The 12,559-nt window shown below is 60.6% G+C and carries 10 protein-coding genes and 1 tRNA gene; 6 read left to right on the top strand and 5 right to left on the bottom strand.

What is annotated here, in order from left to right; genetic code table 11:
- Nucleotides 1-203: 203 nt before the first annotated feature.
- The gene (locus tag AAAX75_RS07785; RefSeq protein ID WP_152068624.1) at nucleotides 204-1,229 is read left to right on the top strand and encodes a zinc-dependent alcohol dehydrogenase family protein; all 1,026 of its coding nucleotides are present in this window, start codon (nucleotides 204-206) and stop codon (nucleotides 1,227-1,229) included.
- Nucleotides 1,230-1,294: 65 nt separating this feature from the next.
- A complete protein-coding gene (locus tag AAAX75_RS07780) occupies nucleotides 1,295-2,053 on the top strand; it encodes a GntR family transcriptional regulator (RefSeq protein WP_349091702.1) in 759 nt (252 codons plus the stop codon).
- A gap of 131 nt (nucleotides 2,054-2,184) precedes the next feature.
- Here AAAX75_RS07780 and AAAX75_RS07775 read toward each other — a convergent pair whose 3' ends face one another.
- The 5 genes from AAAX75_RS07775 to AAAX75_RS07755 form a co-directional block, all read right to left on the bottom strand.
- Entirely contained in the window at nucleotides 2,185-3,438 is a 1,254-nt protein-coding gene (locus AAAX75_RS07775) for a 4Fe-4S binding protein (RefSeq protein ID WP_349091701.1), read from the bottom strand.
- Between the two features lie 151 nt (nucleotides 3,439-3,589).
- Entirely contained in the window at nucleotides 3,590-3,730 is a 141-nt protein-coding gene (locus AAAX75_RS07770; RefSeq protein WP_349091699.1) for a hypothetical protein, read from the bottom strand.
- Nucleotides 3,731-3,760: 30 nt separating this feature from the next.
- Nucleotides 3,761-4,084: an iron-containing alcohol dehydrogenase gene (locus AAAX75_RS07765; RefSeq protein ID WP_349091704.1), complete on the bottom strand. Its 324-nt coding sequence runs from the start codon at nucleotides 4,082-4,084 to the stop codon at nucleotides 3,761-3,763.
- Between the two features lie 125 nt (nucleotides 4,085-4,209).
- A complete protein-coding gene (locus tag AAAX75_RS07760) occupies nucleotides 4,210-5,310 on the bottom strand; it encodes a glycerol dehydrogenase (RefSeq protein WP_117848094.1) in 1,101 nt (366 codons plus the stop codon).
- A 78-nt stretch (nucleotides 5,311-5,388) separates the two neighbouring features.
- Nucleotides 5,389-6,612 carry an iron-containing alcohol dehydrogenase gene (locus AAAX75_RS07755; protein WP_006234677.1) on the bottom strand — a complete coding sequence of 408 codons (1,224 nt, stop codon included), beginning with the start codon at nucleotides 6,610-6,612 and terminating at the stop codon, nucleotides 5,389-5,391.
- Between the two features lie 500 nt (nucleotides 6,613-7,112).
- Here AAAX75_RS07755 and AAAX75_RS07750 point away from each other — a divergent pair, with 500 nt between their 5' ends.
- The 4 genes from AAAX75_RS07750 to AAAX75_RS07735 all read left to right on the top strand — a co-directional run bounded on the left by AAAX75_RS07750 (nucleotide 7,113) and on the right by AAAX75_RS07735 (nucleotide 11,632).
- The gene (locus AAAX75_RS07750; RefSeq protein WP_349091698.1) at nucleotides 7,113-8,189 is read left to right on the top strand and encodes a hypothetical protein; all 1,077 of its coding nucleotides are present in this window, start codon (nucleotides 7,113-7,115) and stop codon (nucleotides 8,187-8,189) included.
- Nucleotides 8,189-9,232, top strand: a complete 1,044-nt coding sequence (locus AAAX75_RS07745) for a hypothetical protein (RefSeq protein ID WP_349091696.1) — start codon at nucleotides 8,189-8,191, stop codon at nucleotides 9,230-9,232. Before AAAX75_RS07750 ends, AAAX75_RS07745 begins: the two co-directional genes overlap by 1 nt.
- Nucleotides 9,233-9,277: 45 nt before the next feature.
- The gene (locus tag AAAX75_RS07740) at nucleotides 9,278-11,455 is read left to right on the top strand and encodes a MurT ligase domain-containing protein (RefSeq protein ID WP_349091695.1); all 2,178 of its coding nucleotides are present in this window, start codon (nucleotides 9,278-9,280) and stop codon (nucleotides 11,453-11,455) included.
- A 100-nt stretch (nucleotides 11,456-11,555) separates the two neighbouring features.
- Nucleotides 11,556-11,632 (top strand) — tRNA-Glu (locus AAAX75_RS07735).
- The last annotated feature ends 927 nt before the right edge of the window (nucleotides 11,633-12,559 follow it).

The raw sequence follows: 12,559 nt of genomic DNA, 5'->3' as shown, positions 1-12,559 counted from the left end.
GACAAGTTAGCATAAATACTACGGTCGGTAAACGGTTGATTATTGGCCGTAAACGGTATATGTCCAGTATTTCGCCTGTTAAATCTGACATAGCTGATGGCTGCATTATAAATTTCTTTTCTACTTGTCTAGATGTGCTTGTCTATATCTATAGACATACCTATACTTCATTACAACATTCACCGCTACGTTAAGGAGTCACCATGAAAAGCGCGGTCTTCTATGGAAAGCACGATCTCAGGGTCGAGGATTCGACAAAACCGACCGTGGGCAAGCGTGACGTTCTGATCAACGTCAAAGCTTGCGGCGTCTGCGGCACCGACGTGCATATCTATGAAGGCGACAAGGGTGCAGCCGACGTTACCCCGCCCACGATCCTTGGTCATGAGTTTGCGGGCGTTGTCGAGGCCGTGGGCAGCGATGTCACCGGCTTTAAACCGGGCGATCGCGTGTGCATCGACCCAAACCATCCCTGCGGCTGCTGCGAACCCTGCCGCGACGGAATCAACCACTACTGCGAGCATATGACCGGTTACGGCACCACCGTTAACGGCGGCTTTGCCGAGTACTGCTCCGTCGATATGCAGCAAGTCTACAAGTTGGGCGATCACACCAGCTTTGAGCAGGGCGCCATGACCGAGCCCGTCGCCTGCTGCCTGCACGGCATCGATATGTGCAACATCAAGCCCGGCAGCACAGTTGTCGTTATCGGCGGTGGCATGATCGGTCTGCTCATGATGCAGCTCGCCAAAAACGCCGGCGCCACCAAGGTCGTCTTGCTCGAGCCTGTCGAAGGCAAGCGCGAGGTTGCGCTCAAACTCGGCGCCGACCTGGCAATTGATTCCATCCACGAGGATGTCCCGGCCCGCCTGAAGCAGGAGGGCGTCGGCAACGTCGATGTCGTTATCGAGTGTGTTGGCAAGCCCGTCACCATCGAGCAGGCCATCCAGATTGCCGGCCACAAGGCTACGGTCATGATGTTCGGCCTCACCAAGCCCGATGAGACAATCACCGTCAAGCCCTTCGAGGTCTTCCAGAAGGAGCTTGTGCTTACCTCGTCCTACATCAACCCTTATACGCAGCGTCGCGCGCTCGAGCTCATCGACTCTGGCAGGCTCGACGTATCCTCGATGGTCGCCAAGGTGGCTTCCCTCGACGAACTCGGCGCCATCCTGTCAGACCCAGCTCTGCGTGCCATGGGTAAATATATAATCGACCCCAGCAAGTAAATCGATCGACACCTGCGCGAGCGGTCCTCATCCACCGCTCGCGCACTCAGCTCTAGGAGACCGTCGTGGCGCGAGCCATCTTCCAAACTATTTATGACAACGTGAAGCAGTCGATTGACGACGGCACTTACGCCTATCAGAGTTATCTGCCTTCGGAGACTGAGCTCACGCAGCTGTTTGACTGTTCGCGTATGACGGTCCGTCGCGCCATCTCGATGCTTGCGGCAGATGGTTACGTGCTCCCCCAGCAAGGCAAAGGCATGCGCGTCATTCGCAACATCAGTGACGAGAAGAGTCGTGGTGGTGGCGGCGGACTCGAGACCTTTAAGGAAATCGCGGCCAGCCGAGGCTTTGAGCTCAAAACGGTTACTACTGTCTTTGAGCTCCTCGTCTGCAACAAGGCGCTCTCCAAGATTACCGGGTTTCCTGAAGGCTGTGAGCTCACGCGTGCCAAACGCATCCGTTATGCAGACGGACGGGCCGTGTGCTCCGACGACTCCTATTACCTAAGCTCACAGGTACCGGGGCTGACACCCGAGATTGTCAACGACTCGATCTATCGTTACCTCGAAGAAGACCTTGGCATTAAGATTGCCACGGGCAAACGCGATGTAACGATTGAGCATCCCACGCCCGAGGATGCACGCGTGCTCGATCTCGACGACTTTAACGCACTCGCTGTTGTACGCGGACAGACCTACAACGCCGACGGTATCCTTATGGAATACACCGAGACCAAACAGGTTCCCAGCTTCTTTTTACTCCACGAAACGGTCACCCGCCGCAATAACGGCAGCGAGACCCATCAGAGCAGTATGAGCTAACTGTCTATTAGTTGCGGTGGAATAGTTCCTTGAATGGCCAGCTTAAGGGCAAAACGGGAACTATTCCACCGCAACTTTTTTGGCCGGCGGGGCAGTACCTGTTCCACCGGCCATCATTTACGCTCTTTTAGCTAGTCCGCGAGCTTCTCCACCTGATCGAGCATCTTGTCGAGCTTGGCCTTTGCTTCGGCCTTGACCTTCTCAGCTTCTTCGTGAGCCTTCGCCTTCTGGGCGGCCTTTTCCTCGGCTTCGGGATCGACGACGACCAGATTGGACGCGTCGTGCTCAACAAGCTTGAGCGCACGCTCAGGACAAACCTTGACACAGGCGCCGCAGCCTAAACAATACGTGGACTCCAACGCAAAGCGGCCGCTTCCCACCAGATCACAGGCAAACGTGGGGCACACGTTGACGCACTCGCCGCACGACGTGCACTTTTCAAAATCGCACTCCGGCGTGCTCACCTGCATATTCTGGGCAAGCTCGGGATGGTTCTGCAGTGTCGAGAGCACCAGCTGCCGCCCATGGGTGAGCGAACGGCGACGCTTGGTCGTCGTGGTGCCGCACATGGTGTTGAGCGTGCGCTCCAGCTGGGTAATCTGATGGCGATGGGCTTTGAGCTTCTGCGTCACCGAGGCCAGCGCCGCCGTCGCCGGATTGAGCTTGGTCACCGTCAGGCCCGTGGTGCGGGCAATTTTTTCCATGTACTCCTTGCGCTCGTACTCGCGGCGCTTATGGCATTTGAGGCTCTTGGGGTCGACCTCCAAGCCCATACCCGTGCCGGACCACTCCTCGGCCTTCGCAATCGCCTCGCCCAGAATGTCCTCGCCGCCGGTGTTGCGGCATTTATCGCACACGCCCAACGGCAGGTACACACTCACGTTGGGATAGTCGGCCAGTACCGAGAACCAGGTCTCTGCCGTAATATCGCCCACGCAGGCAACGACGACCTCGTTTTCGCGCGGCATGCGTTTGAGGGCACGCGTGCAGGTGACGTAGGCGGTCTCGTGGCTCGTAGCAGCAGAGACGATATCGTCATACAGGTTTTTAGGCGCCAGGCGCGGCGAGATGATCGCCTCGGTCGGGCAGGCAGCGGCGCACAGGCCGCACTTGCGACAGGAGTCGAGGATCTCGATGGCGTCTTCCTCGACCTCGATAGCGTTGACCGGGCACACGTCCATGCACGCGGTGCAGCCGCTCTTTTCGTTTTTGCAGGTCAGGCACGGAATGGTATTGCCGCGCGGGCGCTCCTTGTAGTCGGCAGGATTCCACTGCGGCGCCGACGGATCGAGTGCATCGGTCACGCCGCCAAGCGGATTTTTAAGAAAGTCGAAACCCTTGCTGATCTCGATAATGTCATCAAACAGATCGTGTTCCTGCGCCATGCGCGGCCCCTCCCTGAGCAGTGCAAACAAGCAAGAGATAATGATACGCTATCGGCCCACGCCTCGGGCAAATTACACGCGGAGCATCTTTGCGGCAAATAGCCCATGGCCTATCGCCGCCTCGATTGCACAAGGTCAATCAAGTGCCAAGCTATGCCTCGCACATGAGCTGCACGAGTTTTTGTTTGGTCACCTTGGCCTGCTCGTTGGCCATATTGCGCTCGTTTCTAAAGACCGCATTTGCAACACCCTGCAAATCGGCATCGGAAATCTCGCTGCACGGACCGTCCATCGAAGCCGCCGTGGGGCATACGCACAACGGCTACTCGGCATAAAACGCAACGGCCTTGGCGATATCGAGCATCTTGCCGCCGCCAATACCCACTACCATGTCGCAATACTCGGCCTGGGCTTCCTTAGCCATTTCGACAACGGCCTCTTCCGTACACGGACCGTCATAAATCTTAAAGAACGGCTCGCTTAGATCTTCGTCCAGAAATCCATCGACGATCTGCCTGCACAGCCGATCCTCGGTGCCTTGGTCAAACAAGACATAGGCAGCGCAGCCCAACCATGACAAATACCTGCCTTGACGCGACAGTTCGCCCGGCCCCTGAACATACCGGCCGGGACCGCCGTAAACCATAGGAAGCGCCATACGAGAATCCGCCCTTCATCAAACAACGATTGGTGCAAAGTAACCTTGCCCCTTTGCACCATAGCAAAAAGGGGCAAAGCCATCTGTTGGCTTTGCCCCTTCCTTAGCTTGATTTACTCATCCATGAGATAGTAGTGGCCCAGCGCGTCGGCGCCCAGGATGGCGTTTGCGACCATCTCGGGCGTCACCTCAAACGGCATGTTGCACATGGTGTCATCGGGCGCGCAGGCGGCCTCGGCAACAATCATGGCTTGCTCGCGCGTAAGCTCGGCAACGCCAAGTTCCTTCATCGTGACCGGCAGGCCAAGCTCAATGCAGAAGCCCAAGACTTCCTCGAGCTTCTCGGTCGGGGCATCCTCAAGTACCAGCTGGACGATAGTGCCAAAGGCGACCTTCTCGCCGTGATACATGCCGTGGCACTCGGGCAGCATCGTCAGGCCATTGTGGATGGCATGAGCAGCAGCAAGGCCCGAGCTCTCAAAGCCAATGCCCGAAAGCAGCGTATTGGCCTCGATGATGTGCTCGACGGCAGGCGTGAGCGCACCCTTCTCCAGCGCAACCTTGGCCTTGACGCCATCGGCCATAAGCGTCTCGTAGCAGAGCTTGGCGAGCGCCAGGCCGGCCATGCCGCCCTTGCCGCCGGCACAAGTGCCACCGTCGGCATCGTGCGTCGCCTGGGCCTCGAAGTAGGTTGCGAGCGCATCGCCCATACCGGAAACCGTCAGGCGCACCGGGCTCGCCGCGATAACCGTCGTATCCATCAGGACAATGTTGGGGTTTGCCTTAAGGAAGAGATATTTATCGAACTGGCCGTCATCGGTATAAAGCACCGAAAGCGCCGAACACGGGGCATCGGTCGAAGCAATGGTGGGGCAAATGATAACCGGGGACTCTAGGTAGTAGGCGACGGCCTTGGCGGTGTCGAGGATCTTGCCGCCACCGACACCGACGACGATATCGCAACCGTTGTCGCGAGCGAGCGCAACCAGGCGATCGACCTCGCCCTTGGAGCACTCGCCGTTAAAGTCCTCAAACAGCAGCTCGGCCTTAGCCTCGGCAAAGCCGCCCTCGATCTTGGCACCGACGCGCTTCTTGCCCGAAGGTGTCACGATGACGAGGGCCTTAGCGCCGAGCGGCTCGACATAGGAGCCGAGCTTGGCGAGCTCGTCCGGACCCTGGATGTACTTGCTGGGGCTATTGAAAATTGCAGCCATAACTATCCCATTCTCTAAAAAAGAAAGGGGCTCCGTACAGATACGTGCGGAGCCCCTCGTTACGATAACAAGAGTCGATTAGAAATCGATGTCGGTGTCGTAGTAGCAGGCCTTGAGAATCTTCTCGAAGTCGGCAGCCTTGGTCTCACGCGGGTTCTCGGGCGTGCAGGCGTCCTGCTCGGCGTTCGCGGCGATCTCGGGCAGCTTGGCGAGGAACTCCTCCTCGGAAACCATCTGCGGGTTCTCGGCGTCGACCTTCACGCCACCATTCGCGTAATCCTTGATGGACTGCGGAATGTTGAGCTGGTCGTTGAGGTCGCGGATCTTCTGAACGAGCGCAGCGATGAGCTCCTCGTTGGTCTCGCCGGGAAGGTGCAGGATCTCCTTGGCCACGTAAGCGTAACGCTCGGCAGCACGCGGGTCCTTGGAGTTCCACTGGATGACCTTGCCCAGGTACATGGCGTTAGCAGCACCGTGGATGATGTGGCCGTTCTCAAAGGCAGCACCGGTCTTGTGAGCCATGGAGTGAACGATGCCAAGCAGGCCCGAGGAGAAGGCGATACCGGCGATGCACTGAGCCTCGTGCATGTGCTGACGGGCCTCATGGTCGCCAGCATAGGACTTGGGCAGCCACTCGACGATCTCGCGGATGCCGTGCAGAGCGTTGGCGTCGGTGAACATAGAGGCACAGGTGGAAACGTAGGCCTCCATGCAGTGGGTCAGAGCATCCATGCCGGTGTGAGCGCACAGCTTGGCGGGCATGGTGTAGGTGAGCTCGGGGTCGACGATGGCGACATCAGGGGTGATGTTGAAGTCGGCCAGCGGGTACTTGATGCCCTTGGCGTAGTCGGTAATGACGGAGAACGCGGTGACCTCGGTAGCGGTGCCGGAGGTAGAGGAGATGGCGCAGAAATGAGCCTTCTGACGCAGCTCGGGGAAGCTGAACGGCTGGATGATGTTGTCGAAGGACTCCTCGGGATACTCGTAGAAGACCCACATGGCCTTAGCGGCATCGATGGGCGAGCCGCCACCGATGGCGATAATCCAGTCGGGCTCGAACTCGCGCATGGCCTCGGCGCCCTTCATGACCGTCTCGATGGACGGGTCGGACTCGACGCCCTCGAACAGCTTGACCTCGAAGCCGCCTTCCTTAAGGTCGTTCTCGACGTCCTGCAGGAACCCGCCGCGGCGCATAGAGCTGCCGCCAGAAACGATGATGGCCTTCTTGCCCTTGAGGTTCTTCACCTCGTGGCGAGCGCCCTCACCAAAGTACAGATCGCGAGGATTGGTAAAACGTCCCATACTGTGCCTCCTAAACAAGCCCCTCTTAGACTTGCGTATATAACGGAGCACCCAATTGGCTCCGTTAGGACCGGTTTGCGCGTTGCCGGCGATGACAATGCGCGATGTCTAAACGTCTCAACGCTCAGACAAACACTATTTTACCGTTCTGGTTGGTCAGTTATTCACCTAAAGCCGCCAATGATGAAACGTTTTTTCTATCCCTGAAGACCCTTGTGCGGCATTCATACTCCCAAGCTGGGCAAACGTTTTATCAAGGTTGACTACATATCCCGGGCAGGACAGTGCCCCTCCAAAATATGCACCGTTCGCCGCCAAAAATCGACCGTTTGCGGCACCGTGATACCACTCGGCCGTCCATGGTGCCGACATTTGTGCGACATCCGACTTCGTGGTGCAAAGGTGCAAGTCCAAGTGCGGCACCCCCGGTGTGCCACATGCGGGTAAACTAGAACCTTATATAGAAACATCTGAACCCTAACCGCAGCAAAGGAGGCCCCATGGCATTCGATCCCATTCAAGAGGATTGCCATCGCCTCGTTCTTGAGGCCTTGCGCCGCGACAATATCCCGCTCACCGACGCTGCCGCCGTAGAGCGTCTGATGGAACAATTCACCCGCGACCCCGCACCGCTCATCGTGCACGACCGCGACCGCGCCGGACACCTCATTGCCAAGGTGGTCGAGGCCGTCGACTACCGCATTCCCTTTATCCCCGACGATGCCCAGGCAGAGCAGGAAGAGGCAGCTGCCGAGAACATGCTCCGCGAGGCGGCCGCACTCGATCCGGCCAACTGGGATGCCCAGCGCATGCTGACGGCACTCACCGCCGAATCCAACGAGGAATACGTGCAGTACCTGGTGTCCAAGTGCGACGAGGTGGAGCACGATCTGGCGCTCAAGATCGCTTCGGCGCAGGACCCCTACGAGCGCGAGGCCGCAGGCGACCTTACGCGCCGCCCCTATCTGCGCTGGCTTGCCGCCTTGGCATCGCGCGCCCTCATTAGCGGACGCTACCGCATGTCGCTCGAAGCCGCAAACCGCAGCCTGGACTTTGCACCCAACGACCCCGCTGGTGTCCGCCACACCGCGATGCTCGCCATGGCAAAGCTCGAATACCCCGCCGAGGAGCTCAAGCGCTTTCGCTCTATCCACTCCGTCCCCTATCTCGCCAACACGCCGCTGCGCCGTCGTCCCAAGGATGCGGAGCGCGACTTGGACCCATGGACGCTCATCGCACTGATGAGCGCAGCCTGGCGCGAGCTGGACTACGAGGGCGCCGAGCACTATTTGCGCATCCTTGCACGCTCGTGCCCGCACGCGGCCGAGGCGCTCTACTTCCAAACCGAGTTTCCCGATGGCGTCTATGCCCGCGTCAACGTGGGTGTGGGCTCCACCGACGAGCTTGTCCTTGCGCTGTCCGAGGCGACGCCGGTACTGCAGGAGGGCCTGGGCGCCCCCGACAACGCCAGCTTTGCCGCCTGGGTCGCCACCAACGATATCGTGCGTTCCCAAATCGATGAGCGCATCCTGCGGGCGGCCGAGCAGGGTTTGCCGTTTAAGGGAGGAGACCTCTAATGGATCCGAGCGTCTACATCCCCGCCTACCTGGAGCGCACCTATCTGGCATCGCACCCCGAGCTCACCGATGCAGCACGCGAGCTTGTCCATAACGACGTAAGCGTCAACCCTCACAAGTATGCGCAGACCGAGCATGCCCAGGCGCTGCTGTCCTATGCCGGTGTTCATCGCCACCTGCTCGACGAGCTCCATCGCATCGAGGACATGGGCAGTGACGAGGAGTTCGAACAGACGCGTAATCGCCTGTTCGACGACATGCGCGATGAGCTGCTCAAAATTGTCCGCGTCGATGCACTGGCCGTCGACGCGCAGCTGCTCGCCATCATCCTGGCCGACACGCCCGTTGACGCCTGTCTGGGCGACCTGATGAAGCTCGAGGCGACCACGGCCGATTACCTGCAGCAAAGTGTGCCCGGGTTCGATATGGAGGCCCCACACTACTGGGCCAACAAGGTTTTGACGGACGGTGTGACGGCGGCAGATCTCACCGTGAGCGAGCCGGCACTTATCGGGTGGCTCCACACGCTCGAGGCCATCTCGCAGCTGTGCATGGCGAGCGCCCGCTACCGTGCTGCCGCCAACTACGCCCGCCGCGTCCTTAAGGCGGAAGGCTACCCCACCCGAGCCGCAGGCACCGTGTTGCTCGCCCTCGCTCGTCTGGAAGACCAGGACGGCTTTTTTGCCCTGGCCCACCAGCTCGAGGAAGAGATCGGGGCTGACGCACTTGAGAACTCTCCTTGGTATCTGCTCGCCCGCACGATTCTGCTGTTCAAAACAAACAAGATGCGCCCGGCGACACGCGCGCTGCGTGAGTTTGCCAATCGTTGCGAGGGCGGTGCGTTCTTCTTACTGAACCCCATGTACCAGACACCGTACCTTCCCTGCCGGCCCGAGCCACACGATCCCTGGGATCTTTCGCACCAGGCCGTTTGGGAAGCGGACGGTATTATCTCGGACACTCCCGACTTTGCCCCTTGGGCCAATGCCTGCGAAGACGTGTCGCAGCTTGCCCAGGAATTTGCGCGCCGCTACGGTTTTTAGTGACGCACTCGACCCGACCATGTCGTTTACGTTAGGAACGGTTTCATGAACCTCCGCTCATCTCTTGCCTGCACCTCGAGCGATATCGCTCGCTGGGGGCTGCGCTCCGTCCTTAAGCGCCAGGGTGGCGTACTCCCCGGCCGCATCGCCATGAAGATCGACCCCGAGTTGCTGAGCGACCTCGCCGGCCTTGTCGACCGCAGCGTGGTGATCACCGGCACCAACGGCAAGACCACCACCTCCAACCTCATCGCCGACGCTGTTGCCGCCAGCGGTGCCACCGTGGTATGCAACCGCGCCGGCAACAACATGGAGCCGGGCGTGGTGGGCGCACTGCTCGAGGCGCGCAGCGACCTTAAGCACACTGACAGCGGCAAGCGCGTGGGCGTTTTTGAATGCGATGAGCTCTACACCGTGCGCGTCCTGCCCAAGCTCAAGCCGACGTACTTCGTGCTGCTCAACCTGTTCCGCGACCAGCTGGATCGCTATGGCGAGATTGACCACACCCAGGACGTCATCGCCCACGCGCTGGAGCTTTCGCCGGCAACGACGCTCATCTACAACGCCGACGACCCGCTGTGTGCCGCAATCGCCGCGCGCGTTCCCAACGCGAGCATCGCCTTTGGCATCGACGGCGCCACCAACACCGAGTCCGACCGTATTAGCGACTCACGTTTTTGCTCACAGTGCAACGCGCCGCTGGAGTATGACTACGTGCAATACGGCCAGCTCGGCGCCTACCATTGCCCCTCGTGCGGCTGGGCCCGTCCCGCGCTGGTCCGTCGCGTGACGGGCGTGGAGCTCGGCTGCAACGGCTATGGTTTTGACCTGGTGTTTGGATCTGATTCCAGCGCGCCAGCCGCACACATCGCCACGCGCTACAACGGCCTGTACATGGTCTATAACGTTGCCGCCGCCTTCTTTGCCGCACGCGAGTTGGGCGTGGACACGGCGTTTCTACAGCCTACGCTCGATGCCTACGTCCCCGCCGGCGGACGCATGGGGCGCTGGGATATCGCCGGCCGCACTGTCGAGGCCAACCTGGCTAAGAATCCCGTGGGCTTCGATCGCCAGATTCAGTCCATTAAGACGGCGGGCGGCAGGCTCTGCGCTTTCTTCCTCAACGACAACGATGCCGACGGCCACGATGTATCGTGGATCTACGACGTCGACTTTGAGCGCATCGCCGACACGCCGGGTCTTGTCGCCTTTGCCGGAGGCACGCGCGCGCACGACATGCAGGTGCGCCTCAAGTACGCCGGCATCGATGCCGCGATTATCTCGGACGTCGCGCAGGCAATTGGCGCCGTGGCAGACGAGGCCGCCGATGACACCTTCTACGCCGTCGCCAACTACACGGCCTTCCCGCCGCTGGTCAAGGAGCTCGACGGGCTGAAAGGCGCCACCGCCGACGCTGTTGCCGGGCGCGCCGTAGCCCGTGCCGACGGCAGCGCTCTTCCTGTCGGCATCGCGCCGGTCGAGCTTTCGCGCCCGCTGCGCATCGTCTACCTGTACCCCGATGCCCTCAACCTCTACGGCGACGGCGGCAACGTTATCGCCCTCGAGCGTCGCTGCGCCTGGCGCGGCATCCCCGTTCGCGTGGACGAGGTCCGTATGGGTGAGACGCTCGATCTCACCGACGCCGACATCGTCATGATGGGCGGTGGCTCCGACCGCGACCAGCTGGCGGTTGCACATGAACTGCTCGCTCAAAAAGACAAGGTCGCATCCTATGTTGAGGACGGCGGTTCGCTGCTTGCCATCTGTGGCAGCTATCAGCTGCTCGGCCGTTCGTACTATATGGGTGAGGATCGCATTGAGGGTCTGGGCGTCATTGCCGCCGAAACCGTACGCGGCTCCGATCGCCTGATCGGCAACGTAGCCGTCAAAACCGATCTGGCACCTGAGCCCTTTGTGGGATTCGAGAACCATGGAGGTCGCACGCTTTTGGACGCCGAGGCCACGCCGCTCGGAACGTCCGTCATCACGGGCACCGGCAACAACGGCGACGATGGCTTTGAGGGCCTGATCTACAAGGGCGTCATCGGCACGTACCTACACGGACCGGCACTGCCCAAGAACCCCGAGCTCGCCGACTGGCTGATCGCGCACGCCCTCGAGCGCCGCGGCGATGCGCAGGCCACAGCCCTGCTGCCGCTCACGCCCCTCGACGACACCTACGAGCACGCCGCCCACGACGCCGCCATGAAGCTCCTCCCCTAGCACCTCACCACCACAAAGGGGACAGGCACCTTTGTGGTGGTTTTTCAGTTTGCCAACGATATGTGAACGGCTAAAAAAGTCTGCTATACTCTTTCCCGCTGTCCCCATCGTCTAGCGGCCAAGGACGCCACCCTTTCAAGGTGGATATCGCGGGTTCGAATCCCGCTGGGGGCACCAACCTGAAAATGTGCGAACCCGTGCGATGCTAAGTCGTGCGGGTTCGTTGCGTTCGTCGTCGCAGTAGAGCGTGGCCACGCACTCCTCCGGCGTCACCATCACCTGATAGACAAAGGAATCGAGGACGGCCGCGTCGTCCATCCCGCCGCCGCACTGGAGGAAGTCCGCGAACTCCTCGGGGTCGATGCGCGCTTCGTCGTATGAGGCCAGATCGCGCTCGGCGCGGGCCTTCTGGGCCTGAAGCTGGGCTATGCGGTCGGTGAACTCCGGCATCACGATACCCTGCTCGATGGCGGCCATGATGTTCTGGAGGCCGTTCTCGGCCTTGCGCCTCGACGCCACGGCCCGCCTGCGCGCGTCGGCTATCTCCGGCTCCGGCTCGTCCCAGAGCATGTGGGAGATGCGGAGGGCCGTCTCGCGGTCGCGCAGCATCCCCCTGATGGCCTCGGCCAGCTCGTGCTCGAGCCAGTCGCGCCGGACGGGCTTGGCACCGCAGCGGCAGCCGTAATACTCGTACTTGACGTTCTTCTTGCCGCGTCCCGACGTCCCGGCCATGTTGTGGCCGCACTCCGAGCAGATCGCCCTGCCAGACAGCGCGAACGTGCCCCAGTCCTCCGAGGCCCGGCGCTTCTTCGGCTTCACCTCCTGGGCGATGGCGAAGGTCGCCTTGTCGATAATCTGGGGCATGCCGCCGTCCACCTCTATGCCTCCCCACGAATAGAAGCCCGTGTATTTCCTGTTGTGGAGCATCTGGTACACCATCGAGTAGCCGCACGGCCTGCCCGTCCTAGTGGTCACGCCGCGCCGCGCGAAGTCGCTGGCGATGGAGTCGACCGGCTCGTGGTCGCAGGAGCGCCGGAACGCCTCGCGCACTATCGCGGCCTCGTCCTCGTTCACCACGTACTCGTCGTCCTCGTTGCGGCCGTA

It is taken from the genome of Collinsella sp. CLA-ER-H7 (assembly GCF_040092345.1).
Classification (GTDB): domain Bacteria; phylum Actinomycetota; class Coriobacteriia; order Coriobacteriales; family Coriobacteriaceae; genus Collinsella.
The sequence above is the reverse complement of the archived record's forward strand: the minus strand, read 5'-3'. Positions and strand labels throughout refer to the sequence as shown.